This window comes from Pseudomonas lactucae (assembly GCF_036688725.1).
Lineage (GTDB): Bacteria > Pseudomonadota > Gammaproteobacteria > Pseudomonadales > Pseudomonadaceae > Aquipseudomonas > Aquipseudomonas lactucae.
In genome coordinates, this window is sequence record NZ_JAQQPT010000006.1 from 190935 (window position 1) to 215534 (window position 24600).

Genomic DNA, 24600 nt, shown 5'->3' on the forward strand with positions numbered 1-24600 from the left:
GCCCATTCTGATTTTCCCAACCGTTCATCCAGCCGCTTTTTGCAGCGGCAGACTCCGACGCCTTGCCCCCTGCCGAGACGTCACGGATGACCCACGCCGCCCACATTGCCTCTATCGAACATGAGTTGAATGGCTTTCATCAGAGCCTGGCGGTGTATCGCCAGCAGATGGGCGCCTGGTATTCCCGTGCGCTGGATTCGGTGAGCCATGCCGCGGATATGCCGTCGTTGCTGGGCATGGACCGAGTGGTGCGGGTGGGGGATACGCAGCGCTCCGTGAGCCTGTCCGATGCCGACTTTTCCACCGTGGCCCGTTGCCCGGTGGGCGGTGAGCTGAAGATCGAGAGCCAATTCGAGTCGCTGTATGACGTGCCGATTGGCGATATTCCGGTCGAGGTGATCGGGCTGGACGATGGCAGCTCCACGATGCTCATGCTCGACGAGCACGGCAAGGGCTCGCACTACTGCGCTGCCGGTGGGCGTTATCAGGTGCGGGTGCAGGGCGGCGTGTCGGCAGAGCAGGTGGATGCGTTGTTTGCCTCCTATGCCGGGCTGACGGCAGACCTGGAGCAGTGGCTTCGGTCTCATTGGCAAGCCGTCAAACCGTATTGGGAGCAGTCCACCGCCAGCGCGATTGGCAGCGGCGTGCGGGCGGGCAGTTGGGCCGCGATCATGGACGTGTGGGACAGCATCAAGCTGGTGCAGGCGATCCTTGAAAACCCGCTGAAGTACGTCGAACAGCTCGGTGATCAGGCAGCCAAGTTGGCGCAAATCGCCACCGATGCGCCCAAGGTCATGGAACAGGCGATGTTGCTGGCCAGTGACGAGGCGGCGTTGTTCCTGCTGGTGCGCACGGCGATGCTGTGGCTGGACGCGCTGCCGCCCGGCCAGGTTGCGCAGGTAGGTGCAGGGTTTGTGGTGTCGCTGCTGGTCGATCTGGTGATTGGCGTGGTGCTGACCATCGCCTTGCAGGCGGCGGGTGTGGCATATCTGGGTGTGCGCTTGGTCAAGTACGGCGCGCAAATGCTGGATGCCGCGGTAGGTTTTGTTGAAGGCCTGCTAAAGATTCTGACCCGCTTCATGCAGGCCGTGGATCGCTACAAGGCGGTAGCGATTCGCGGGGTGGTCGGCGGGGTGAAGCAAGGCACCTTGCAGATGCGCTGGCGGGCGCGGCAGAACGCGGTGCTGAAGCAGACCGAGCATGTGGACGATGCGCCTGTTTCGGGGAAAAACCTGAACGGGGATGCGGCGGCGGCTTCGGATAAGACCGTGACTAATGGGTGCCCGGTGTCGATGGTGACCGGGGAGGAGTTGCTCACGCTCACCGACGGCACGTTGGATGGGATTTTGCCGTTTGAGTGGACGCGGTTGTATCGCACCAGCGCGGTGGAAGTGGATGTTGGGTTGGGGTTTGGTTGGAGTCATTCGCTGGCGCAGCGGTTGGTGGTTTCCGGCGATTCGGTGGTGTGGACGGATCATGAGAATCGCATTACTTCGTTTCCGATGCCGACCGTTGCTCGCCCGGCAATCACCAATAGCCTGGCTGAAGCGGCGATTTATTTGGGTTCGTTGCCGGATGAATTGGTGCTGGCCCAGGCATCGCGGTTTTATCACTTTCGCGACGGTGTGCTGGTCTCGATCAGTGATGCGTATGACAACCGGCTGCGGATTGCCCGGGATTTTATGGGCCGCATTGAGCGGTTGGATAACGGTGTCGGCCGCTCGTTGTGTTTGCGTTATGAGCTGGGCCGCATCGTGGCGGTGGATTACCAGGTTCAGCGGGCCAAGGGGTATGAGCCTTACGAATGGATCACTGAGCAGAGCGTCGTTTCCTACGCCTATGACGACTTGGGCCGACTGGTTTGCGCGACCAATGCCGTCGGCGAAAGTGAGGTTTATCGGTACGACGAGCAGCACGTCATTCTGGAGCGGGGCTTGGCTGGTGGGGCGAGCTTCTTTTGGGAATGGGAACGCTCCGGCAAGGCCGCACGCTGTGTTCGGCACTGGGCCAGTTTTTCGCAGATGGATACGCGGTATGCCTGGGGTGATGACGGCCACGTTGTCGTGCATAACGCCGATGGCAGTCAGGAAGTGTATGTCCACGATGACCGCGCACGGCTGGTGCAGCGCATCGATCCGGACGGTGCCCAGCATTTTAAATCCTACGACGCTAAAGGCCGGCTGACCGTCGAGCAGGACCCGCTGGGGGCGGTGACGGCGTATCAGTACGACGACGCCGGACGCTTGGTGGCGGTGTTTCCGGGGGATGATGAGCCGACGTCCTACGAGCATGACAATGGTTTCGTACGGGTTGTGCGGCGTGGGAAGGCGCTTTGGAAGTACGAGCGTAACGATCAGGGCGATGTGACGCGTAGGACCGATCCCGACGGCCAAGTGACGGACTACAGCTACAACCAATATGGGCAGTTGATTGGGGTTTGGTACCCCGATCACAGCTGTCATCGCCTGGTCTGGAACGAACGCGGCCAGTTGCTTGAAGAGCAACTGCCCAATGGCGGCATCAAGCGCTATCGCTACGACGATCTGGGCCGCCAGATTGCCCGCGAGGATGAACAAGGCGCGCTGACCCAATACCAATGGGACAGCGTTGGTCGGCTAATTCGCGTCGTACTCCCCGGCGGTGCCACGCGGGAATACAGCTACAACCCCTACGGAAAAATCACCGCCGAACGCGACGAACTCGGCCACATCACCCGCTACGAATACGCCGACGGCCTGCACCTGATCAGCCGCCGCATCAACGCCGATGGCACTCAGGTCAAGTACCGCTACGACAACGCTCGACTGCTGCTGACCGACATCGAAAACGAAATCGGCGAAACCTACCGACTGGACTACCACCCCAACGGCCTGATCCAGCAGGAAATCGGCTTCGACGGCAAACGCACCGCCTACGTTTATGACCTCAACGGCAACCTGCAGGAAAAAACCGAACACGGTGATGACGGCCGTCAGCTAGTTACCGTTTACCAGCGCGACCACGCCGGCCGCCTCGTACGAAAAACCCTCCCCGACGGCAACACAGTCGATTACACCTACGACCGCCAAGGCAACCTCCTCAGCGTCGACGACGGCCACTGGGCACTGGCCTACGAATACGACGCTCAAAATCGCCTCACCGCCGAACATCAGGGCTGGGGCACCCTGCGCTATGGCTATGACGCCTGCGGTCAACTTCAACATCTACGACTGCCAGACAACAACCGACTGGTGTTCAACCACGCCAAAGGTGGTCATTTGGCGACAGTTGAGTTGAATGGCGAAACGCTGACCTCGCACCTCTTCAAAGCCGGCCAGGAACACCAACGCCAACAAGGCCAACTCCTCAGCCACTACCACTACGACGAGCAGCACCGCCTGCACGCCCACACCGTCACCCAGCAGGAGAACTATTTTTACCAACGCCACTACGACTACGACCCATCCGGCAACCTCACCCGCCTCAATGACACCCGCAAAGGCGAACACCACTACCGCTACGACCCGCTCAACCGGCTGACCCGCGCCGATCACTCGCAAGACCAGCAAGAACGCTTCGCCCACACCCCCGCCGGCAACCTGCTTATGCAAGACCGCCCCGGCCCTGACATCGTGGCGGGCAATCGGTTGATGATTCAGGGTGATCGGCACTACGACTACGACGCCTTCGGCAACCTGATCCGCGAACGGCGCGGCAAGGGCCATCAACTCGTTACCGAATACCGCTACGACTGCCAGCATCGGTTGATCGGTATTACGCAGCCCAACGGCCAAACGGCGAGTTACCGTTATGACCCGTTCAGGCGGCGTATCAGCAAAACCGTGGACGGCATCACCACCGAGTTCTTTTGGCAGGGCGACAAACTCATCGCCGAACACCATGCGGACCGCCATCGCAGCTATCTCTATGAACCGGACAGTTTCCGGCCCTTGGCCCTGTTGGAAGGATTTGGTCCACAGGAAACAAAACCCTACCACTACCAACTCGACCACCTCGGCACGCCCCAAGAACTCACCGCTCCAGACGGAGAAATCGTCTGGTCCGCCCATTACCGCGCCTACGGCCAAATCAGCCGCCTCGACGTCGAAAAAGTCGACAACCCGCTGCGCTTCCAAGGTCAGTACTTCGACCCGGAAAGCGGGCTGCACTACAACCGTCATCGCTACTACAATCCTGATATTGGTCGTTACCTGACCCCGGACCCGGTCAAGCTGGCGGGTGGGATCAACGCGTACCAGTACGCACCTAATCCGATGGGATGGGTAGATCCGCTAGGGTTGGCGTGTAGACCTACGAATTGCCCTCAACAAAGCACGGAAAAAAAGTGGGAATTAAACTCTGCTGTCGATCTTGACTGGCGCAAACAAAACAGCAGTGCTCATGAGCAAATGCATAGAGGCTTGGATGAAGCTTTCCGCAGGACGGCAATACCAAAGCATGATTACAATGTGACTAAGTGGGGGAAGGATAAGTATGGAAAATCCTTTCCAACCGAATGGCGTGTACAAAGAGGGCCCAACAAGGGTGCAGAAGTCAACGTAGATGACCCTACGCTCGTTCCCAGCAAAGAGGGACCACAATCACCGCACATCGGCTATCAAACTCCCGGAAAAAGAGCAGGGGGCGGCGCCACGAGAGGTCACATACTCCTTGAATTGCTTCCTGTTAGCCGCTCAAAAATAGGAGTTCCTTAGTGAGTTATCTAGAAGAAGAAATAGACGAAACCCTCAACACGTTTAAAATTCAGCATGAAAAACTGCAAGCGAAAGAACTCGCAGCATTAATAAATTCCATCACAAAGAAATTTTTTACATCACAGAGCGATATTTTAGACCCCAATAAACTCATTGAAAAACATACTGAATACAACCCGAACTTCTGGAAAGAAATACCAGAACGCATAACCAAAAAAGGCCTTACGCTCTTAGTTTTCGATACAGCTTACAGAGCGTGGAAACTTCGGAGCGCGCAAGAGCTTGCATTGATTATAAGTGAGACGACCGGCTATCCATTTTGGATAACTGACCATGAGCTAACGTTTCTGGTCCATTTAGATGATCATGACTGCGTACTGTGGGCATAATAAAGAGAAATTCACCAGCCAACAGAAACAGGTATTTTTCACTTTTAATAAACCACCAGCGCAAAAAACATAACTAATCTTCATATCTTGATTACAGGCGCAGAACCTTCTCATACAGGTTCATCTTCACCTGCAATTACCTCACTGCCACAAAGCACCGCCATGGACGCCGAGCCAAATAAGATGCACATCAGCTCACCATATGAGCCGAATAACCTCTCTATTCGGCTCACGCACCCAGGCGCTCCCTCATGGACCATCCACACTGGATCTGGCAACACGTCGACTGGCCGCATTTCCACTGGCAACCCGCCCGTCTGGCCGTCTTGTTACGCGAATGTGGGCAAGCCCAAGGTCGGCTCCTAGGCATGCTAGGTTGCTTCCCCCAGGGAGTCAGTGCGCAAAATGAGTTGGATGCGCTGCTGCAAAATATCCTGACCTCTTCTGCGATCGAAGGTGAGCAACTGAATGTTGGCTCCGTTCGCTCCTCACTGGCACGACGCATGGGCTTGGAGGCGATGAATGACGGCCAGGTCAGCCGTCGCAGCGAAGGCCTTGCCGAGCTGATGATGGATGCAACTCAGCAATTCACCCTGCCTTTGCAATAGCGCAAATAGACGAATAGTGAGCGAGAGCCGGTTCTGGCAACAACACCGCGACCTTGCTTTGTCCGCCGAGCAGATCAAAGTTCTCAACCGCTTACTCGACGGTGGTGAAAGGGGCTTAGAACACGGCATCAGCGCCGCGCAATACCAAACAGTGGCAAAGGTCTCCAAAGCGACGGCCACACGACACCTGGCCGACCTGCTGAAAAAAACTGCCTGATCCGCCTCCCCGGAGGCGGCCGCAGCACGCGTTATCAGGTCAATACAACGGACCGCTGACACCCCGCTCATTTGCCCCAATTCCCCATGTCTGCTAGTGTCGCGCCGGTTTACCGTCTACCGGAATTGCCGCCATGGCCCGCAAAAAAGTTGCACTCGATTTCGAACAATCCCTCGCCGACCTGCAAACCCTGGTCGAGCGTCTGGAGAACGGCGAGTTGTCGCTGGAGGACTCGCTGACGGCGTTTGAGCAGGGCATCGGCCTGACCCGCGACTGCCAAAGCGCGTTGGCGCAGGCCGAGCAGAAGGTACAGGTGTTGCTGGAACGTGACGGGGAGTTGGCCGAAGAACCTTTCGATGCGGAACAGCCGGAATGATCGACGCGTATCAGGCCAGTAGCCAAGCCCGGGTCAATGCGGCGCTGGAACCCTTGTTTGTTGCGCCAAGTCCGCAAATGAAGCGTCTGTACGAAGCCATGCGCTACAGCGTGATGAACGGCGGCAAGCGTGTGCGTCCGTTACTGGCCTATGCCGCGTGTGAAGCCCTGGGCGCGCCGGCCGAGCAGGCCAATGGCGCGGCGTGTGCGGTTGAGCTGATTCACGCCTACTCCCTGGTACACGACGATTTGCCGGCGATGGACGACGACGACCTGCGTCGCGGCCAGCCGACTACTCACAAAGCCTTTGATGAAGCCTATGCGATCCTCGCCGGTGACGGCTTGCAGAGCCTGGCGTTCAGTGCATTGCTGGACCCGGGCTTGAGCAGCGTCAATGCCGAGATCCGCCTGCGCATGGTCACCGCCCTGGCCCTGGCTGCCGGCCCGGCCGGCATGGTCGGCGGGCAGGCTATCGACATGGGTTCGGTCAGCCTCAAGCTGGATCAGCAAGCCCTCGAACACATGCACCGCCACAAGACCGGCGCGCTGATCGAGGCCGCCGTGCAATTGGGCGCGCTGGCCAGCGGCCGCGCCGAAGCTGCGCAATTGGCGGCCTTGCAGACTTACGCCCGGGCCATCGGCCTGGCGTTCCAGGTGCAGGACGATATTCTCGACGTAGAGAGCGACACCGCCACGCTGGGCAAGCGTCAGGGCGCCGACATCGCACGGGACAAACCGACTTATCCGGCACTGCTCGGGCTTGCTGCGGCCAAGGCGTATGCCCTTGAGTTGCGCGACCAGGCCCTGGACGCCCTGCGACCTTTCGACGCGGCGGCCGAGCCGTTGCGTGACCTGGCGCGGTATATCGTCGAACGCCGCCACTGATAACCGCGGCCATTGCAGCCGCATATCGGCCAAGTTCGGCGCTCTGCGTGGGCAGTTTGCGATGCTTGAGGTAAACTGCCGCCTCTTCTATACCTATAACGATTCGCCTGATGCCCACGACGTTTCAAGAGATTCCCCGCAAGCGCCCGTCCACGCCCCTGCTCGACCGTGCTGCCACGCCGGACGGCCTGCGTCGACTGGGTGAAGCCGAGCTGGAAACCCTGGCCGATGAGTTGCGCCTGGAATTGCTCTACACGGTCGGCCAGACCGGTGGGCATTTTGGTGCCGGCCTGGGCGTCATCGAGCTGACCATCGCCTTGCATTACGTGTTCGACACCCCGGACGACCGGCTGGTGTGGGACGTTGGCCACCAGGCGTATCCGCATAAAATCCTCACGGGCCGCCGCGAGCGCATGAGTACCCTGCGCCAGAAGGACGGTGTTGCCGCCTTCCCGCGTCGTTCCGAGAGCGAGTACGACACCTTTGGCGTCGGCCACTCCAGCACCTCGATCAGCGCAGCGCTGGGCATGGCGATTGCTGCCCGCCTGCAAAACAGCGACCGCAAGGCGATCGCGGTGATCGGTGATGGTGCGCTGACCGCCGGCATGGCCTTCGAAGCGCTGAATCATGCGCCGGAAGTGGACGCCAACATGCTGGTGATCCTCAACGACAACGACATGTCGATTTCGCGCAATGTCGGTGGCCTGTCGAATTATTTGGCAAAGATTCTCTCCAGCCGCACCTATGCCAGCATGCGCGAAGGCAGCAAGAAAGTGCTCTCGCGTCTGCCTGGCGCTTGGGAAATTGCCCGTCGTACCGAAGAATACGCCAAGGGCATGCTGGTTCCGGGCACACTGTTCGAAGAGCTGGGCTGGAACTACATCGGCCCAATCGACGGGCATGACCTGCCGACCCTGATCGCCACGCTGCGTAACATGCGTGACCTCAAGGGCCCGCAATTCCTGCATATCGTCACCAAAAAGGGCAAAGGCTTCGCCCCGGCGGAAGTCGACCCGATTGGTTACCACGCGATCACCAAACTCGAACCCCTGGACGCCCCCGCCGCCGCGCCGAAAAAGGCCAGCGGGCCGAAATACTCCGGTGTGTTCGGCGAATGGTTGTGCGACATGGCGGCCGCCGACCCGCGCCTGGTGGGAATTACCCCGGCGATGAAAGAAGGCTCCGATCTGGTTGCCTTCAGCGAGCGCTTCCCGCTGCGCTACTTCGATGTGGCGATTGCCGAGCAGCACGCCGTCACGTTTGCCGCCGGCATGGCCTGTGAAGGCGCCAAGCCGGTGGTGGCGATCTACTCGACTTTTCTGCAGCGCGGTTATGACCAGTTGGTGCATGACGTCGCGGTACAGAACCTCGATGTGCTGTTCGCCATCGACCGCGCCGGTTTGGTCGGCGAAGACGGCCCGACCCATGCAGGCAGCTTCGACCTGTCTTACCTGCGCTGCATTCCCGGCATGCTGGTGATGACGCCAAGCGACGAAAACGAGCTGCGCAAGATGCTCAGCACCGGCCACCTGTACAACGGCCCGGCCGCCGTGCGTTACCCACGCGGCAATGGCCCGAATGCGGTGATCGAAAAAGACCTGGAACCGATCGAGATCGGTAAAGGCATCGTGCGTCGCCAGGGCAGCAACGTCGCCTTCCTGGTGTTCGGCGTGCAGTTGGCCGAAGCGCTGAAAGTCGCCGAGAAAATCGACGCCACCGTGATCGACATGCGCTTTGTCAAACCGCTGGATGAAGCCTTGGTGCGCGAAATCGCCGGCAGCCACGCGTTGCTGGTGACTGTCGAAGAAAATGCCATCATGGGCGGTGCCGGTGCGGCGGTCAGTGAGTTTCTGGCGCGGGAGAATATCCTCAAGTCGGTGCTGCATCTGGGCTTGCCGGATGTGTATGTCGAACACGCCAAGCCGGCGCAGATGCTGTCGGAGTGTGGACTGGATGAGGCAGGCATTGAGGCATCTGTGCGCCAGCGTATGGCGCTGCTCTCCCTGTAGAAACCGGATCAAAATGTGGGAGGGGACTTGCCCCTCCCACATTTGATTTATGCCATCTTGAAGTGCCATAGACAGCCCATGAAACGCCTGTACCTTGCCCTGCTGCTGCTCCCCACACCCGAGCTGCTCGCCGACACCCGCGACGCCGCCCTCAAACTTCCCGATGTGGTCATCAGCGCCAACCGCCAGGTCCAGGCGCGCAACGACAGCAGTGCCGCCAACACCGTCTTCACCCGCGACGACATCGACCGCCTGCAACCCACCAGCCTCACCGACCTGCTCAGCCGCGTGCCCGGCGTGCAAGTGGCGCCCACCGGCGGACGCGGCAGTTTGCCGGGAATCTACCTGCGCGGCACCAAATCCGCCCAGAGCCTGGTACTGGTGGACGGCCAACGCATTGCCAACACCACTTCCGGCGACAGTGGCCTGCAATACCTCAACGTCGACCAGATCGAGCGCGTGGAAGTGCTGCGCGGTTCTCGCTCGGTGATCTACGGCAGCGATGCGATCGGCGGGGTGATCCAGGTGTTTACCCGACGCAATGCCGAACAAGGCCTGCAACCGCACCTTAAGCTGGGTTATGGCAGCCACGACACGTGGGAACGCAGCCTCGGCCTGTCGGGCGGCGATGAACACACGCGCTTCAACCTCGGTGCGAGCCTGGATGAAACCGCCGGCATCAACGCCACGCACCAGTCATTCCCCAGTGACGGCGATCATGATGCCTACCGCAACCAGTCGGTCAGCCTGAACCTCAGCCATTCATTCAGCGACGAATTGGAGGCGGGGTTCAACCTGTTGGATAACCGCGGTAAATCGGAATACGACAACAGCTTCGGCCGCTACGACGCCGCCAGCGGGCAGACGTTGGGGCAAAAGCCCTACACCGACTACGCGGTCAGCAGCACCAGCGGTTATCTGGACGCCACACTCAGCGAGCGCTGGCAGTCGCGCCTGGAGCTGGGCCACAGCGAAAACCGTGACACCAAGCGCGACACCCTCAGCGATGACTTCAGCGTGTTCAACACCTACCGCGACTCAGTGAACTGGCAGAACGACTTGACGCTGGATGAGCAGAACCGCCTGATCCTGGGCGGCGACTGGTACGAGGATCGCTTCCACGGTTCCACCACGTTTACAGAAAACAGCCGCTGGAACCGCGCCGCGTTCGTGCAGCACCGCTTCCACGGCGACGGGTTCTCCACCGAACTGGGCCTGCGCCGCGACCAGAACCAGCAGTTTGGTGGCCAGAACAGTTGGAGCGGCACCCTGACCTTGCCGGTCAACCCCGACAACGATGTATTGCTGACCTACAGCGAAGGCTTTCGGGCGCCGACCTTTAACGACCTGTATTACCCGGACGCGAAATACAGCAACCCCAACCTGCAGCCCGAGACCTCGAAAAGCTACGAACTGCAATGGCGCAGCCAACTGACTGACAGCACGCACCTGGAAGCCTCGCTGTACCGCACCGATTTGAGCGACGCGATCATTCTCGACCGCACCGGCAAGCCGCAGAACGTGGCATCGGCACGCATCAACGGCGTTGAAGCGGCGCTCAAGCAGACGCTATTCGGCTGGCAGGGCAACCTGGGGCTGTCGATCATCGACCCGCGCGACCGCGACAGCGGCCACACCCTCGCCCGTCGCGCACGGCGTACGTTGAGCCTGGATGTGGATCGACAATTCGACCAATTGGGCCTGGGGGCCAGTTGGCAGGCGGTCAGCAGCAGTTACGACGATGAAGACAACACGCAGCGCCTGGGCGGTTACGCCTTGCTCGGGCTGCGCAGCAGTTGGGCGCTGAGTCGGGAGGTGGTGCTGTCGTTGAAGGTCGATAACCTGTTGGATAAATCCTATGCACGGGCGATGTACAGCTACAACGATCCCTCGTTCTTGAACAATCAGGATTATCGGGAAGACGGTCGGGTGTGGAGGGTTGGGGTGACGTGGACACCCGAAATCTGATCGTTGCCTGTACCGGCCTCACAGGCCAGGTGAAATCACCTGACACAACCGCGCCACCGCCTCCAGCATCTGCCCACTGGGCCGCTCCAGGCCTTTGTCCGGCACGAGCCGCACCCGCCCTGCCATCGCCGGCCAGACCTTCCAGGCATCCGCCTGAGCCTGGTCACCGACCAGAATCACCTCGGGCTCGCGCTGCAACACCGACTCAATGCTGACCTGCGGCGCAGGCAGCTTCAGGTCATCGAACACATTGCGCGCACCGCATACCGTCAACGCGTCACTGATGATCTGCCCACCGCCCACGGTATAGAGCGGCTGGTTCCACACCTGATAAAACACCCGTAGCGGCTCGGCCCGCTGATACCGCTGACGCAGCTCGGCCAGGCGCTGACGCAACTGGGCAGCCAACTGGCGACCGGCATCCGCCCGGCCCAGTTGCCGGGAAATGGCGTCGACCTGTGCCGTCAGTTGCTCAAGGCTATGGGGTTCGGCGACGTAGACAGGGATATTCAGGCGCTGCAACTGTTCACGCTGGGCCGGGCCGATGCTGCCGGGCCATAACAGAATCAGGTCGGGCTTGAGGCTGAGCAGGCGCTCGATGTTCAATTGGCCGTAATGGCCCACGGACGGCACGCTCGCCAACGCGGCAGGCCGGTCGCCGCCGTCCAGCACGCCCACCAGCCGATCGGCGGCGCCCAGTTCAAGCACGATTTCAGTCAGCGAAGGCGCCAGGCTCACCACGCGCTCGGCCGCCAACGCCTGGGCGCTCAGCACCAACAGCACGGCCAGCCAGCAGCGCATCACCCCAGTTGACGCGGGATGCGGTAGAGGTAGAACAGCACCATCGTCGACAGTGCCAGCAGAAACAGCGGCACCGCCTCCAGCCCGACGAACACCGCCAGCGCGCCCACCCAGGCAGGGATCGCCGCCACCAGCAGGGCCGCACGCCGACGGGCCGCCAGGGTGATCCAGGCCGCCGGTTCTTCAGGCGTATCGAGGGCTTTGGAGGTCGCGATCAACGCGTGTTTATAGCCGTTGAAGAAGCGCAGGCTGAAAAACATCGAAGCCACGCCAGCGATAAAGAACGGCATGGCCAGCACTGGCAAAAGCGATTGTGCCTGGCCGAACACCAGGTTGATCACAAACAACGGCAGCAACGCCAGGGCCAGGTACCGCCACCAGTCGAACGACAGTCGTCGCTTTACCTGACCGCGGGTCACGCGCGATCGACCTCGCCCTGGTGCTCGTTGCCCATCATGTGGTCGAGCTTGCTGGCCTTGGTGGCCAGGTAGAGTTTGTTGTGCGGGTTATGCCCGGTGTGCAGCGGCACGCGCTCGGCGACGGTGATGCCCATCTCGGTCAAAGCGTTGACCTTGCGCGGGTTGTTGGTCATCAGACGCAGGGATTTGACCCCCAGGTGTTCGAGCATCGGCAGGCAGATCGCGTAGTCACGCTGGTCGGCGGCGAAGCCCAGGCGCTCGTTGGCCTCAACGGTATCGGCACCGCCATCCTGCAACTCATAGGCGCGAATCTTGTTCAGCAGGCCAATGCCACGGCCTTCCTGACGCAAATACAGCAGCACGCCACGGCCCTCGCGAGCGATGGCGCGCATGGCAGCCTCCAATTGCGAGCCGCAATCACACCGCTGGCTGAACAGCGCATCGCCGGTCAGGCACTCGGAATGCAGACGCCCCAGCACCGGCGCGCCATCGGCGATATCGCCCAGGCTGAGCACAACGTGCTCGCGCCCGGTGGCTTTTTCGAGAAAGCCATGCATGGTGAACGTGGCAAAAGGGGTAGGCAGCTTGGAGGCAGCGACGAAAACGACGGGCACCGTGTGCTCCTGATTTCAGATTTCACAGAGGCGGGCATTGTAACAGCAGGTTCCTACAGACGCTTAAGCTGAATTATCGCTGATAAAGATCAATCGGTTTGATTGGCCTTCATCCCGGTTCTATGCAGGTCAGAAGGGATACGGCAGTTTCCAGCGACGGAAAATCGGCTTCAGCTCGCCACTTTTCACCAGCACGGCCATGCGCTCGTCGAACACTGTGCGCAATGCACGTCCACGTTCGGTATCGGCAAAGCCTACGTAGAGCGGCAGATCGATGATGGGAGTGAGCCGGAATGTGGCTGGGTCTTGCGCCTGGCTGAGCACCTCATTGGCTTCGGGGAGGGCATCGATATAGAAGTCGACCCGGCCATGCTGGAGCATCGGTAAAATGCCATCGCGCCGCTGGATCTGGTTAAAGCGCCGCACGTTAGGCAAATACGCCTCGTACCTGTAGCCGCGCACCCAGGCCAGTCGGTAATCGCCCAGCGTCGCCGCGCTCGGTGTCGGCGAGGTGGCCAACCCGAGGGCATAGATCTGGTCGGAGTCGAAGTTCCAGCGCGGGTAGAGCACGCCCTTGACCTCATCGCGGTAAGAACCGACCCAACCGTCCACTTCACCGCGCTGGGCCAGGCCCACGGCGCGGGTATAGGGCTCGATACGGGTTTGCAAGGTGATCCCGGCCGGCTCGAATACCCGTCGCAATACATCCCAGGCCAGGCCGCTGCCGTCGGCGTTGGTGTAGTCCTCCCAGGCTTCACTGGCCAGCATGACTTTGCCGGGCAGCGCCGACCGATTCTCTGCCCACCCACAGGTCGAAACGACACACAGCAGCATCAACGGCCAGCGGCGCACTTCCATGGGTACGACCTCCTGCAAAGCCTTGCATCGCGAATAACGTTATAGAGGGTAGCGCAGCACACCGATTCAGGGCGTCTCGCGAAAATGCTGATAGCCACGGATAGCCGGGGTGATGTCTTGCCCGCCGGCATCAAGCAGCGTTACACCCATCCCCGCCTCGACTCGGCCGATGACATGCACCGGCCAACCGCCGGCTCGTAACGGCGCCAACTCGACGGGCGGTAGGGTGAACGCCAGCACGTAGTCGTCGCCGCCACTCAATGCCGCCACCCGCGCCGCATCGTCCCCCACAAACGCGAGCAAGGCCTTGGACAAGGGCAGGCGGTGACGCTCAACCAACAGGCTGACGCCCGACGCCTTGGCGATATGCCCGCAATCGGCCAACAGCCCGTCGGAGATGTCCATCGCGGCCGTAGCCTTGCCCCGAAGGGCCAGGCCCAAGGCCAACTGCGGTTGCGGCGACCAGTAATGCGCCAACAGCGGATCAGCGATGGCCGCCTCGGCGCTGCGTTGGCCCAGCACCAACGGCAAGGCGCCCGCAGCGTTGCCCAACTCGCCGCCGACACACAGCAGGTCGCCCGGTTGCGCACCGCTGCGCGTCAACGCCTGCCCGGCCGGAACCCGGCCGAACACGCTGAGGGTCAGGCTGAGCGGCCCGCGCGTCGTGTCGCCGCCCACCAGGCCCACGCCGCAGCGTTGCGCCATGGCATTCAATCCCTGGGCATAGCGTTGCAGCCAGTCGGCATCGAACGTCGGCGTGGTAAGGGCAAGGGTAAATGCGAGAGGGTTGGCGCCCATGGCGGCCAGGTCGCTCACCGCCACGGCCAACGAGCGCTGGCCGAGCAGGAACGGATCGCAGGGGTCGGCAAAGTGCACGCCAGCCACCAGCGTATCGGTGGAGATCGCCAGCTGCTCCCCAGGCGGGAGCGCCAGCAAGGCGCAGTCGTCGCCGATCCCCAGGGCAATGCCCTCGCCACCCTGCGCGCACGGCGCGGCGGCGAAGTATTTGTGGATCAGCTCAAACTCGCCCATTCAGCACTCAAGCGCAGGTTAGCGCTTGTACGCCTTCACTTCGGCTTCACGCAGGCGCGGAGCCAGCTTGTCGAGCACGCCGTTGACGAACTTGTGACCGTCGGTCGAACCGTAGACTTTCGCCAGTTCGATGCCTTCGTTGATCACTACGCGATACGGCACGTCGACGCGCTTGAGCAGCTCCCAGGTGGACAGGCGCAGTACGGCCAGTTCAACCGGATCCAGCTCTTCGAGGGCCAGGTCCAGGCACGGCGTCAGCGCGGCGTCGATCTCGGTCAGGTTGGCCGGGACACCGTGCAGGATGTCGTGAAAGTAGCTCTGGTCGGCAAAGGTGAAGTCGTTATCGACGCGAAATTGCGCTTCGATTTCGTTCAGCGACGTGCCGGCCATGTGACGCTGGTAAAGCGCCTGGGTCGCGAGCTGACGAGCCGCACGACGCTTTTCGCTTTTCGAGGGCTTGCCGGCGTCCGCTGGACGCTCGTCGCGTGGGTTGAAACGATCGCTCTCGTCGGAAATCACTTGGCCTCCAACTGCGACAGCAGGCTGACCATTTCCAGGGCGGACAGCGCGGCTTCAGCGCCCTTGTTACCAGCCTTGGTGCCGGAACGCTCGATGGCCTGCTCGATGGAATCAACGGTCAGTACGCCGAACGCGACAGGCACGCCGAATTCCATGGACACCTGGGCCAGGCCCTTGGTGCATTCGCCAGCCACGTATTCGAAGTGCGGAGTCCCGCCACGAATGACCGCGCCCAGGGCAATGATCGCCGCGTATTCGCCCTGTTGAGCAACTTTTTGCGCAACCAGTGGAATTTCGAAGGCGCCAGGGGCACGGATGATCGTGATGTCGCTCTCGCTCACACCGTGGCGAACCAGGGCGTCCACGGCACCGCTTACCAGGCTTTCAACCACGAAGCTGTTGAAGCGGCCAACCACCAGGGCATAGCGGCCTTTGGGGGCGATGAAGGTACCTTCGATGGTCTTCAGGGTCATTCGACAAATCTCTTAAAGAGCCGGGACGCGAAAAATGCGTCCCTCAGTGATGATTTAACCGCGAACAAGGGGCAACAAACGCCAGCCTTTATTCGGAGGGCACGTATTCTACAACTTCCAGATCGAATCCGGATATCGCATTAAATTTCATCGGCGCGCTCATCAGGCGCATTTTGCGCACACCGAGGTCACGCAGGATCTGCGAACCGGCACCGACGATGCTGTAGGTGGTCGGCGTTTTCACCTGGGTCTGCTCGGCGGTTTCGCGGATATGCGCCAGCAACACGTCGCCGTCCACCGGGTTACCCAGCAGCAGTACCACGCCACTGCCGGCCTCGGACACCGCAGCCATGGCGGCGCGCAGGCTCCAGCGGCCCGGTTGCTTGACCATCAGCAGGTCGCGCAGCGGGTCCATGTTGTGCACGCGCACCAGGGTCGGCTCGTCGGCGCAAATGGTGCCCAGGGTCAGGGCCATGTGCACGTCGCCTTCCACTGAATCACGGTAGGTCACCAAATTGAATTGGCCCAGTTCGCTGTCCAGCGGCTGCTCGGCAATCCGCTGAACGGTACGTTCGTGGATCATGCGGTAGTGAATCAGGTCGGCGATGGTGCCGACCTTGATGTTGTGTTCGGCGGCAAAGGCTTCGAGTTCGGCACGGCGAGCCATGGTGCCGTCGTCGTTCATCACTTCGCAGATCACGCCACTGGGCTCGAAACCGGCCATGCGCGCCAGGTCGCAGGCGGCTTCAGTATGGCCGGCACGGGCCAGGGTGCCACCCGGCTGGGCCATCAGCGGGAAAATATGGCCGGGGCTGACGATGTCTTCGGCCTTGGCATCTTTCGCGGCAGCGGCTTGCACGGTGCGGGCGCGGTCAGCGGCGGAAATGCCGGTGGTGACGCCGGTGGTCGCTTCGATCGACACGGTGAACTTGGTACCAAACCCGGAACCATTGCGCGGTGCCATCAGCGGCAGCTTGAGCAGCTCGCAGCGCTCGCGACTCATGGGCATGCAGATCAGCCCACGGGCATGTTTGGCCATGAAGTTGATGTGCTCGGGCTTGCAGGCCTCGGCGGCCATGATGATGTCGCCTTCGTTTTCGCGATCTTCATCATCCATCAGGATGACCATCTTGCCTTGGCGGATGTCTTCAACCAGTTCTTCGATGCTATTGAGCGCCACGCGGCACCCCCTTGGTCAGGATTTGAGATAGCCGTTGGCGGCCAGAAAACTTTCAGTGATGTTGCCTGATGCAGGCTCTGCGGCCTTATCGCCCAACAGCAGGCGCTCCAGGTAACGGGCAAGCAAGTCGACTTCCAGGTTCACCCGGCGACCCGGCTGGTACGAGGCCATGATGGTTTCGCTGAGGGTGTGGGGAATGATGGTCAGTTCGAATTCGGCGCCGTTCACGGCGTTCACGGTCAGGCTGGTGCCATCGACAGTGATCGAGCCTTTGTGGGCGATGTATTTGGCCAGCGCTTTGGGGGCGCGGATGCGAAATTCCACGGCTCGCGCATTTTCGCTGCGCGCGACCACTTCGCCGACACCGTCGACGTGGCCGCTGACCAGGTGACCGCCCAGGCGGGTGGTCGGCGTCAGGGCTTTTTCCAGGTTGACCGGGCTGCCGGCCTTGAGGTCGCTCATCGCGGTGCAGTCCAGGGTTTCCCGGCTGACATCGGCGGCAAAGCCATTGCCCGGCAGCTCGACGACGGTCAGGCACACGCCGCTGACGGCGATGCTGTCGCCCAGCTTGACGTCGCCCAGGTCGAGCTTGCCGGTGTCAACCAGCAGGCGCACGTCGCCACCTTTGGAGGTCATGGCGCGGATGCTGCCGATGGATTCGATAATGCCGGTGAACATGGCCTTCTCCTGGAAACGGGTGCGGGCACCTGAGCGCCCGGTCAGAATTATACGCTCGCTGCTGGCATAGGGATGGCAGTGACTCGCCAGTCGTCGCCTACAGCGCGCATCTCAGTGATCTTGAGTTGGGGGGCATCGGCCAGTTTCTCAAGCGGCCAGTCGAGCAACGGCCGCGCAGCGCAGCCGAGGAACTTGCCGGCGACGAATATCACGTATTCGTCCACCAGGCCCTGCTGGGCAAATGCGCCCGCCAGGCTTGGGCCCGCTTCCACCAACACCTCGTTGACGCCGCGCGCCGCGAGAGCGACCAGGGCTGAGCGCAGGTCGACCTGGCCTTCCACGCCGGGCACCACCAGGCACTCGGGACCGCGAGGGAACTGGTTCTGCGCAGTGACACAGGTGATGACCAATGCCGGTCCGGCCTTGAAGAACGGGGCATTGAGCGGCACACGCAGGCGGCCGTCGATCAATACGCGCAACGGCGGACGCGACATGACCAGGGCTGTGGTTTCGGCATCCAGGCCCAGCTCAGCGGCGCGCACGGTCAAACGAGCGCCGTCAGCCAGGACGGTATCGGCGCCGGTCAGCACCACGCTGGCCTCGGCGCGCAGGCGCTGCACGGCGGCGCGGGCGGCGGGGCCGGTAATCCATTGGCTTTCGCCGCTGGCCATGGCGGTGCGACCGTCCAGGCTCATCGCCATTTTGACCCGCACGAACGGCAGGCCGTGTTCCATGCGCTTGAGAAAGCCTCTATTAAGGGCCCGCGCCTCACCTTCCAATACGCCGCTACGCACCTCGATCCCCGCCTGGGCCAAGCGCTGCATACCGCGCCCCGCCACTTCCGGGTTAGGGTCCTGCATCGCCGCGACCACCCGTGCCAGCCCGGCGCTCACCAGCGCATCGGCGCACGGCGGCGTGTGACCGTAATGGCTACAAGGCTCAAGGGTGACGTACGCCGTGGCGCCGCGCGCCTTGTCGCCGGCGGCGCGCAGGGCATGTACTTCGGCATGGGGTTGGCCGGTACGCTCATGCCAACCTTCGCCGACAATCTGCCCATCGCGCACAATCACGCAGCCCACCCGAGGGTTGGGGTGGGTGGTGTACAGGCCATTGCGCGCCAACTCCAGCGCGCGGGCCATGTAATGGGCGTCGAGGACGGCCTGTTCAGCAGAGGGAGGGTTCATTGTTTGGAGGGCTCACGGGCCAGGCGGTCGATCTCTTCGCGGAACTCGTTGAGGTCCTGGAAGCGTCGATACACCGAGGCGAAACGGATATAGGCGACTTCGTCGAGCTTTTGCAGCTCGCCCATCACCAATTCTCCCACCACCAGGCTCTTGACCTCGCGCTCGCCGGTTGCGCGCAGCTTGTGCTTGATATGCACCAGCGCCGCTTCCAGGCGCTCGACACTCACCGGGCGTTTTTCCAGGGCACGCTGCATACCGGCGCGCAGTTTTTCTTCGTCGAAAGGCTGGCGGCTGCCGTCGGATTTGATCAGACGTGGCAATACCAGTTCGGCGGTTTCGAAGGTGGTGAAACGTTCACCGCAGCCAGAGGCCAGGCATTCGCGCCGGCGACGCACTTGGTCGCCCTCGGCGACCAGACGCGAGTCAATGACCTTGGTGTCGTTGGCACCGCAGAAGGGACAGTGCATGGTGGCAGACAACAAAAAAAGGGAGGGCCATGGTAGCGCATCCCCGTGGCAAGACAAGCCATAGCCTTTACGGTATATAGGCTGACGAATATGTTTCTTACATTTAAAGACACGGATTTTTGTCCTTTCTGGAGCCGTACATGCAGTTACGACCACTTGTTTTGCTCACCCTGGTCAGTTTTCTGGTCGCCTGCAGCAGCGAAGCCCCCAAGCCGTCCGTGCCGCAACCGGTGCCGGCGCAAGAGAAAAAAGTCCCCGGTATTGAAGACCTCGGCCCACTGCCGGCTTACCAGCGTGAAATCAACGGCAGCCTGACCAACGTGCCCGCAGGCGCCGAAGTCGAGATGGCCCTGCTGGTGATCGACGATCGTTCGCGCCCGCAGCAACTGCTCGCCAGCAGCGTGTTGACCGGTAACGGCAAGCCCCTGGCGTTCCGCCTGCGCTTCAACCCCGAGGCCTTTCCGGCCGGTGCGCGAGTCGAACTGCGCGGCCGCGCCAGCCAGTCCGGACAGTTGATCCTGCACCTGCCGGCCGTGCGCATCACCCAGGCGATCACCCAGACCACCGGCCCGCTGGAACTCGTCAAGGCACCATGACCCCGCCGTTGGACTTGCAGCGCGCCCTGAGCGAGCTGATCGGCGACGCCCACCTGGTGCCCTGCCCGCTGCCGGGCACCGAGCTGTCGTTGTGGCTGCTGGATGCGGACAACATGGACCGGGCCTTCAGCTCCGAAGAAACCCGGCGCATCCTGCATGAACCGCCCTACTGGAGTTTTTGCTGGGCCAGCGGCCTGGCACTGGCGCGATACCTGGCGGCCAACCCTGAGTGGGTCGCCGGCAAGCGCGTGCTGGATTTTGGTGCCGGTTCCGGCGTGGCCGCGATTGCGGCCTTCAAGGCGGGCGCATTGGAAGTAGTGGCGTGTGACCTCGACCCGCTGGCCTTAGCCGCTTGCCGCGCCAATGCCGCGCTCAATAACGTGGCATTAACCTACTCGGCGGACTTTTTCGCCGAAACCGACCGCTTCGACCTGATCCTGGTGGCCGACGTGCTCTATGACCGCGCCAACCTGCCGTTGCTGGATCAGTTCCTTACCCGTGGCCGTGAAGCGCTGGTTGCGGATTCACGCGTGCGGGACTTTCAGCACCCGGCCTATCAGCGCCTGGAGATACTGGACGCATTGACGTTGCCCGACCTGGCCGAGCCTTGGGAGTTTCGCAAGGTGAGCCTGTACCATTCGCGGCGCCAGCCCTTATAGTTGCCCCATTCCCGCTTTATTCGAGACGCCCCATGAGTGAGCCCACGCCGTACATCTTCGACGTCACCACCGCCAACTTCGACCAGGCCGTGATCCAGAACTCCTTCGAAAAACCCGTCCTGGTGGATTTCTGGGCCGAATGGTGCGCGCCATGCAAGGCGCTGATGCCGATGCTGGCGCAGATTGCCGAGAGTTATCAGGGCGAGTTGCTGCTGGCCAAGGTCGACTGCGAGGCCGAGCAGGACATCGTCGCGCGGTTTGGCATTCAAAGCCTGCCGACCGTGGTGCTGTTCAAGGATGGCCAGCCAGTGGACGGTTTTGCCGGCGCGCAGCCGGAGTCGGCGATACGTGCGTTGCTCGCGCCGCATGTGCAGATGCCGGCGCCGAAAGCGGCTGATCCGCTGGAGCAGGCCCAGGCGCTGTTCGCTGACGGCCGCATCAGCGAGGCCGAGGCCGTGCTGGTCGCGCTGTTGGGCGAGGACAATACCAATGCCGCCGCGCTGATCCTGTATGCGCGCTGCCTGGCCGAACGCGGCGAGTTGGGTGAGGCCCAGACCGTGCTCGACGCCGTCAAAAGCGATGCGCACAAAGCCGCCCTCGCCGGGGCCAAGGCGCAGATCACCTTCCTGCGCCAGGCTGCCGATTTGCCCGACGCCGCCGACTTGAAAAGCCGCCTGGCGCAAAACCCGCAGGACGATGAAGCCGCCTATCAACTGAGCATCCAGCAACTAGCGCGCCAGCAATACGACGCAGCGCTGGAAGGTTTGCTCAAATTGTTTATCCGCAACCGCGGCTACAGCGAAGGCCTGCCGCACAAGACCTTGCTGCAGGTATTCGAACTGCTGGGCAATGACCACCCGCTGGTCAGCGTGTACCGCCGCAAGTTGTTTGCCGCGCTGTACTAATCGCCGATCCAGCTGTACAGCGGCGTGTCTGCGCCGCTGACCACTTTGACCTGGGCGCTGTGGCGCAAGCGCACCAACAGGCGCTTGGCCGCCGCCGCGTCGCCGGCCAACCCTTCCAGTTGATCGAGCAGCTCCAGGCCGCTGAGTTGCCCGGCCTTGCGCAACAGGTCCTGGGCGTTCTGCCACAGGTCCTCACGCGGTTTGACCGCTGCCGCTGACGGTGCGCTTGGCGCGGCCACGGGGGCGGCCTGCAATTGCGCGCCCAACCGTGCCCAATCGCCGTCATCCAGCTCCAGCGTCAAGTCCACCGGCAGGTCGCCGACGGTTCCACGAATTCGCAACATCGTCCTTCTCCTGCAGTTTTTTCTGACGGGCATGCTCCCATGCGGCTTGCGCAACGCCAAGCGGACGGTCAAACTCTCGGCCTTATTGTTATAAGATCACATAACAAAACTTTCATCTCCTGGAGCTTACTCATGCGCCGTCTGTTGCTTGCTTTGCCGTTTGCCCTGCTGCCCCTGGCCATTGCCCATGCGGCGGACGAACATGACCACGATCATGAGCATGGCAGCCTCGGCGCTCACGAACATGGCGTCGGCCGCCTCAACGCCGTGCTCGACGGCCAAGCCCTGGAGCTTGAACTGGACAGCCCGGCGATGAACCTGGTGGGTTTCGAACACCTCGCCACCAGCGCGGCGGACAAAGCCAAGATCGCCGCTGTACACAAACAGCTCGAAAACCCTCTGGCCCTGTTCAACCTGCCCAAGGCCGCCGGTTGCGTGGTCAGCTCCCAGGAGCTGAACAGCCCATTGTTCGGCGACAAACCCGAAGCGGAGCATGACGATGATGATGACGACCACGACGCCAAAGACGGCGCCCACGAACACCATCACGACCACAGCGAAATCCACGCCCACTATCAGTTCACCTGCGCCACGCCAACCGCGTTGAGCAACCTGGACCTGAGCCAGGTATTCAAGACCTTCCCCGCCACTCAGAAAATTCAGGTACAACTGATCGGCCCAAGCGGCCAGCAGGGTGTTGATGCGACGGCCCAGGCAGCCGCCCTGAAGTTCTGAGATACCCATGACTCAAGCCTTAATCGAACTGTCTGACCTGGGTTTCAACTGGCCCGGTCACCCAACGTTGCTGGACATCCCCACGTTCCGCCTGGAACGCGGGGAAACCCTGTTTCTCAAAGGCCCCAGCGGTAGCGGCAAAACCACGCTGCTGGGCTTGCTCGGCGGCGTGCAGAAGCCCAGCCAGGGCAGCATTCGCCTGCTCGGCCAGGAGTTGACCGAGTTGTCCGCCGGGGCCCGCGACCGCTTTCGCGTCGACCACACCGGCTACATCTTCCAGCAGTTCAACCTGCTGCCGTTTCTGTCGGTGCGCGAGAACGTCGAGTTGCCTTGCCACTTTTCCAAGCTGCGCGCACAACGGGCCAAACAGCGTCACGGCAGCGTCGACCAAGCCGCCGCCGCATTGCTCGCGCACCTGGGGTTGAAAGATAAAGACCTGCTGGAGCGCCGCGCCGATTCGCTGTCCATCGGCCAGCAGCAACGGGTGGCCGCCGCCCGCGCACTGATCGGCCAACCGGAACTGGTGATTGCCGACGAACCCACCTCGGCCTTGGACTACGACGCCCGCGAAGCTTTCCTGCAACTGCTGTTCGCCGAATGCCGCGACGCAGGCGCCAGCCTGTTGTTTGTCAGCCATGACCAGAGCCTGGCGCCGCTGTTCGACCGCAACCTGTCGCTGGCCGAACTCAATCGCGCCGCCACGCCCGCAGAGGTTTGAGATGTATTTGTTTCGTCTAGCCATGGCCAGCCTGGCTAACCGTCGCTTTACCGCGATCCTCACCGCCTTCGCCATCGCCCTGTCGGTGTGCCTGTTGCTGGCGGTGGAGCGCGTACGCGTGGAGGCACGCAACAGTTTCGCCAGCACCATCAGCGGCACCGACCTGATCGTCGGCGCCCGTTCCGGTTCGGTGAACCTGCTGCTGTATTCGGTGTTTCGCATCGGCAACGCCACCAACAATATTCGCTGGGACAGCTTCGAGCACTTCGCCGCCAACCCCCAGGTGAAATGGGCGATCCCGATTTCCCTCGGTGACTCTCATCGCGGCTACCGCGTGATGGGCACCAACCAATCCTATTTCGAACACTACCAGTACGGGCGCAGGCAAAACCTCGAACTTGCCAGCGGCCGCGCCTTCGCCACCGACCCGTTCGAAGTGGTGCTCGGCGCCGAAGTCGCCGACGCATTGCACTACAAGCTCGGCGATAAACTGGTGCTGGCCCATGGCGTGGCGGTGGTCAGCCTGGTCAAGCACGACGACAAACCCTTCACCGTGGTCGGCATTCTCAAGCGCACCGGCACGCCGGTGGACCGCACGTTGCACATCAGCCTCGGCGGCATGGAAGCAATCCACATCGACTGGCACAACGGCGTGCCGGCCCAGGGCAAAGGGCGCATCAGCGCCGATCAGGCGCGCAACATGGACCTGACCCCGCAGGCCATCACCGCGTTCATGCTGGGCCTGAACAACAAGATTTCCACCTTCGCCCTGCAGCGTGAGATCAATGAGTTTCGCGGCGAGCCGATGCTGGCGATCCTTCCGGGCGTAGCGCTGCAAGAGCTGTGGAGCATGATGGGCACCGCCGAAAAAGCGCTGTTCGTCATCTCGCTGTTCGTGGTGTTGACCGGCTTGATCGGCATGCTCACGGCGATCCTCACCAGCCTCAACGAGCGCCGCCGCGAGATGGCGATTTTACGCTCGGTGGGCGCGCGGCCTTGGCACATCGCTACATTGCTGATCTTCGAAGCGTTCGCCCTGGCCTTGTCCGGCGTGATCGCAGGTGTCGGCTTGCTGTACGTATGCATCGCCGCCTCACGCGGGTATTTGCAGGCCAACTATGGCCTGGACCTGCCGATGGCGTGGCCGAGCGAATATGAATGGACCTTGCTCGCCGGTATCCTCGGCGCTGCGCTGTTGATGGGCAGCGTGCCCGCCTGGCGCGCCTACCGACAGTCTTTGGCCGATGGCCTGTCCATCCGTTTATGAGGAAGG

Annotated in this window: 24 protein-coding genes and 1 pseudogene; 13 read left to right on the plus strand and 12 right to left on the minus strand. The window is 61.8% G+C overall.

Annotation, left to right across the window (positions count from 1 at the left end):
• The first annotated feature begins 86 nt into the window (after positions 1–86).
• From V6M90_RS08800 to V6M90_RS08835, 7 genes and pseudogenes are all read left to right on the plus strand, one after another.
• Entirely contained in the window at positions 87–4694 is a 4608-nt protein-coding gene (locus V6M90_RS08800) for an RHS repeat-associated core domain-containing protein (protein WP_332846335.1), read from the plus strand.
• Complete coding sequence (locus tag V6M90_RS08805) at positions 4694–5083, plus strand: hypothetical protein (protein WP_042945336.1); 390 nt, start codon at positions 4694–4696, stop codon at positions 5081–5083. The genes V6M90_RS08800 and V6M90_RS08805 overlap by 1 nt, the downstream gene beginning before the upstream one ends.
• 251 nt (positions 5084–5334) lie before the next feature.
• Positions 5335–5967, plus strand: a pseudogene (locus V6M90_RS30110) (DUF4172 domain-containing protein).
• Between the two features lie 74 nt (positions 5968–6041).
• Positions 6042–6284: an exodeoxyribonuclease VII small subunit gene (locus V6M90_RS08820; protein WP_003176346.1), complete on the plus strand. Its 243-nt coding sequence runs from the start codon at positions 6042–6044 to the stop codon at positions 6282–6284.
• On the plus strand, positions 6281–7168 hold the full coding sequence (gene ispA / locus V6M90_RS08825) for a (2E,6E)-farnesyl diphosphate synthase (RefSeq protein WP_003176347.1): 888 nt from the start codon (positions 6281–6283) through the stop codon (positions 7166–7168). Before V6M90_RS08820 ends, ispA begins: the two co-directional genes overlap by 4 nt.
• 110 nt (positions 7169–7278) lie before the next feature.
• Entirely contained in the window at positions 7279–9177 is a 1899-nt protein-coding gene (gene dxs / locus V6M90_RS08830) for a 1-deoxy-D-xylulose-5-phosphate synthase (protein WP_305427960.1), read from the plus strand.
• Between the two features lie 78 nt (positions 9178–9255).
• On the plus strand, positions 9256–11145 hold the full coding sequence (locus V6M90_RS08835; RefSeq protein ID WP_042945342.1) for a TonB-dependent receptor domain-containing protein: 1890 nt from the start codon (positions 9256–9258) through the stop codon (positions 11143–11145).
• Positions 11146–11163: 18 nt separating this feature from the next.
• Here V6M90_RS08835 and V6M90_RS08840 read toward each other — a convergent pair whose 3' ends face one another.
• The 11 genes from V6M90_RS08840 to nrdR form a co-directional block, all read right to left on the minus strand.
• Complete coding sequence (locus tag V6M90_RS08840) at positions 11164–11949, minus strand: cobalamin-binding protein (RefSeq protein ID WP_141063410.1); 786 nt, start codon at positions 11947–11949, stop codon at positions 11164–11166.
• Positions 11946–12365 carry an MFS transporter gene (locus V6M90_RS08845; protein ID WP_141063409.1) on the minus strand — a complete coding sequence of 140 codons (420 nt, stop codon included), beginning with the start codon at positions 12363–12365 and terminating at the stop codon, positions 11946–11948. The genes V6M90_RS08840 and V6M90_RS08845 overlap by 4 nt, the downstream gene beginning before the upstream one ends.
• Positions 12362–12979 carry a GTP cyclohydrolase II gene (gene ribA / locus V6M90_RS08850; protein ID WP_003176352.1) on the minus strand — a complete coding sequence of 206 codons (618 nt, stop codon included), beginning with the start codon at positions 12977–12979 and terminating at the stop codon, positions 12362–12364. Before ribA ends, V6M90_RS08845 begins: the two co-directional genes overlap by 4 nt.
• A 129-nt stretch (positions 12980–13108) precedes the next feature.
• Complete coding sequence (locus tag V6M90_RS08855) at positions 13109–13837, minus strand: substrate-binding periplasmic protein (protein ID WP_332846336.1); 729 nt, start codon at positions 13835–13837, stop codon at positions 13109–13111.
• Between the two features lie 66 nt (positions 13838–13903).
• The gene (gene thiL / locus V6M90_RS08860; RefSeq protein WP_332846337.1) at positions 13904–14869 is read right to left on the minus strand and encodes a thiamine-phosphate kinase; all 966 of its coding nucleotides are present in this window, start codon (positions 14867–14869) and stop codon (positions 13904–13906) included.
• Between the two features lie 18 nt (positions 14870–14887).
• The gene (gene nusB, locus V6M90_RS08865) at positions 14888–15388 is read right to left on the minus strand and encodes a transcription antitermination factor NusB (protein ID WP_332846338.1); all 501 of its coding nucleotides are present in this window, start codon (positions 15386–15388) and stop codon (positions 14888–14890) included.
• Complete coding sequence (gene ribH / locus V6M90_RS08870) at positions 15385–15861, minus strand: 6,7-dimethyl-8-ribityllumazine synthase (protein WP_003176356.1); 477 nt, start codon at positions 15859–15861, stop codon at positions 15385–15387. The genes nusB and ribH overlap by 4 nt, the downstream gene beginning before the upstream one ends.
• A gap of 88 nt (positions 15862–15949) precedes the next feature.
• On the minus strand, positions 15950–17041 hold the full coding sequence (gene ribBA, locus V6M90_RS08875) for a bifunctional 3,4-dihydroxy-2-butanone-4-phosphate synthase/GTP cyclohydrolase II (RefSeq protein ID WP_003176357.1): 1092 nt from the start codon (positions 17039–17041) through the stop codon (positions 15950–15952).
• 15 nt (positions 17042–17056) lie between these two features.
• The gene (locus tag V6M90_RS08880) at positions 17057–17719 is read right to left on the minus strand and encodes a riboflavin synthase (protein ID WP_332846339.1); all 663 of its coding nucleotides are present in this window, start codon (positions 17717–17719) and stop codon (positions 17057–17059) included.
• A 47-nt stretch (positions 17720–17766) separates the two neighbouring features.
• Positions 17767–18903, minus strand: coding sequence for a bifunctional diaminohydroxyphosphoribosylaminopyrimidine deaminase/5-amino-6-(5-phosphoribosylamino)uracil reductase RibD (gene ribD / locus V6M90_RS08885; RefSeq protein WP_003176359.1), 1137 nt, complete (start codon positions 18901–18903; stop codon positions 17767–17769).
• On the minus strand, positions 18900–19370 hold the full coding sequence (gene nrdR / locus V6M90_RS08890) for a transcriptional regulator NrdR (protein WP_042945960.1): 471 nt from the start codon (positions 19368–19370) through the stop codon (positions 18900–18902). Before nrdR ends, ribD begins: the two co-directional genes overlap by 4 nt.
• Before the next feature lie 140 nt (positions 19371–19510).
• On the opposite strand from nrdR, the gene V6M90_RS08895 reads away from it, so the two are divergent.
• The 3 genes from V6M90_RS08895 to trxA are packed head-to-tail and all read left to right on the plus strand — an operon-like array spanning position 19511 to position 21530.
• A complete protein-coding gene (locus V6M90_RS08895; protein WP_003176361.1) occupies positions 19511–19966 on the plus strand; it encodes a YbaY family lipoprotein in 456 nt (151 codons plus the stop codon).
• Positions 19963–20625: a class I SAM-dependent methyltransferase gene (locus tag V6M90_RS08900; protein WP_332846340.1), complete on the plus strand. Its 663-nt coding sequence runs from the start codon at positions 19963–19965 to the stop codon at positions 20623–20625. The genes V6M90_RS08895 and V6M90_RS08900 overlap by 4 nt, the downstream gene beginning before the upstream one ends.
• Before the next feature lie 32 nt (positions 20626–20657).
• Positions 20658–21530, plus strand: a complete 873-nt coding sequence (trxA, locus tag V6M90_RS08905; protein ID WP_141063404.1) for a thioredoxin — start codon at positions 20658–20660, stop codon at positions 21528–21530.
• On the opposite strand, the gene V6M90_RS08910 is transcribed toward trxA, so the two are convergent.
• A complete protein-coding gene (locus V6M90_RS08910) occupies positions 21527–21874 on the minus strand; it encodes a hypothetical protein (RefSeq protein WP_003176366.1) in 348 nt (115 codons plus the stop codon). The genes trxA and V6M90_RS08910 overlap by 4 nt on opposite strands.
• A 132-nt stretch (positions 21875–22006) precedes the next feature.
• On the opposite strand from V6M90_RS08910, the gene V6M90_RS08915 reads away from it, so the two are divergent.
• The 3 genes from V6M90_RS08915 to V6M90_RS08925 are packed head-to-tail and all read left to right on the plus strand — an operon-like array spanning position 22007 to position 24594.
• Positions 22007–22609, plus strand: a complete 603-nt coding sequence (locus V6M90_RS08915) for a DUF2796 domain-containing protein (RefSeq protein WP_332846341.1) — start codon at positions 22007–22009, stop codon at positions 22607–22609.
• A 7-nt stretch (positions 22610–22616) separates the two neighbouring features.
• On the plus strand, positions 22617–23327 hold the full coding sequence (locus V6M90_RS08920; RefSeq protein WP_332846342.1) for an ABC transporter ATP-binding protein: 711 nt from the start codon (positions 22617–22619) through the stop codon (positions 23325–23327).
• A gap of 1 nt (position 23328) precedes the next feature.
• On the plus strand, positions 23329–24594 hold the full coding sequence (locus V6M90_RS08925) for an ABC transporter permease (protein ID WP_003176369.1): 1266 nt from the start codon (positions 23329–23331) through the stop codon (positions 24592–24594).
• Positions 24595–24600: the final 6 nt, after the last annotated feature.

Bases quoted from the DNA above. Each gene is read 5' to 3' on its own strand.
- V6M90_RS08800 (WP_332846335.1), top strand. From the start codon at position 87: ATGACCCACGCCGCCCACATTGCCTCTATCGAACATGAGTTGAATGGC.
- V6M90_RS08880 (WP_332846339.1), bottom strand. From the start codon at position 17,719: ATGTTCACCGGCATTATCGAATCCATCGGCAGCATCCGCGCCATGACC.
- V6M90_RS08925 (WP_003176369.1), top strand. From the start codon at position 23,329: ATGTATTTGTTTCGTCTAGCCATGGCCAGCCTGGCTAACCGTCGCTTT.
- trxA (WP_141063404.1), top strand. From the start codon at position 20,658: ATGAGTGAGCCCACGCCGTACATCTTCGACGTCACCACCGCCAACTTC.
- thiL (WP_332846337.1), bottom strand. From the start codon at position 14,869: ATGGGCGAGTTTGAGCTGATCCACAAATACTTCGCCGCCGCGCCGTGC.
- V6M90_RS08895 (WP_003176361.1), top strand. From the start codon at position 19,511: ATGCAGTTACGACCACTTGTTTTGCTCACCCTGGTCAGTTTTCTGGTC.
- ispA (WP_003176347.1), top strand. From the start codon at position 6,281: ATGATCGACGCGTATCAGGCCAGTAGCCAAGCCCGGGTCAATGCGGCG.
- V6M90_RS08910 (WP_003176366.1), bottom strand. From the start codon at position 21,874: ATGTTGCGAATTCGTGGAACCGTCGGCGACCTGCCGGTGGACTTGACG.
- nrdR (WP_042945960.1), bottom strand. From the start codon at position 19,370: ATGCACTGTCCCTTCTGCGGTGCCAACGACACCAAGGTCATTGACTCG.
- ribH (WP_003176356.1), bottom strand. From the start codon at position 15,861: ATGACCCTGAAGACCATCGAAGGTACCTTCATCGCCCCCAAAGGCCGC.
- dxs (WP_305427960.1), top strand. From the start codon at position 7,279: ATGCCCACGACGTTTCAAGAGATTCCCCGCAAGCGCCCGTCCACGCCC.
- V6M90_RS08915 (WP_332846341.1), top strand. From the start codon at position 22,007: ATGCGCCGTCTGTTGCTTGCTTTGCCGTTTGCCCTGCTGCCCCTGGCC.
- V6M90_RS08820 (WP_003176346.1), top strand. From the start codon at position 6,042: ATGGCCCGCAAAAAAGTTGCACTCGATTTCGAACAATCCCTCGCCGAC.
- V6M90_RS08835 (WP_042945342.1), top strand. From the start codon at position 9,256: ATGAAACGCCTGTACCTTGCCCTGCTGCTGCTCCCCACACCCGAGCTG.
- V6M90_RS08920 (WP_332846342.1), top strand. From the start codon at position 22,617: ATGACTCAAGCCTTAATCGAACTGTCTGACCTGGGTTTCAACTGGCCC.
- ribD (WP_003176359.1), bottom strand. From the start codon at position 18,903: ATGAACCCTCCCTCTGCTGAACAGGCCGTCCTCGACGCCCATTACATG.
- V6M90_RS08855 (WP_332846336.1), bottom strand. From the start codon at position 13,837: ATGGAAGTGCGCCGCTGGCCGTTGATGCTGCTGTGTGTCGTTTCGACC.
- V6M90_RS08900 (WP_332846340.1), top strand. From the start codon at position 19,963: ATGACCCCGCCGTTGGACTTGCAGCGCGCCCTGAGCGAGCTGATCGGC.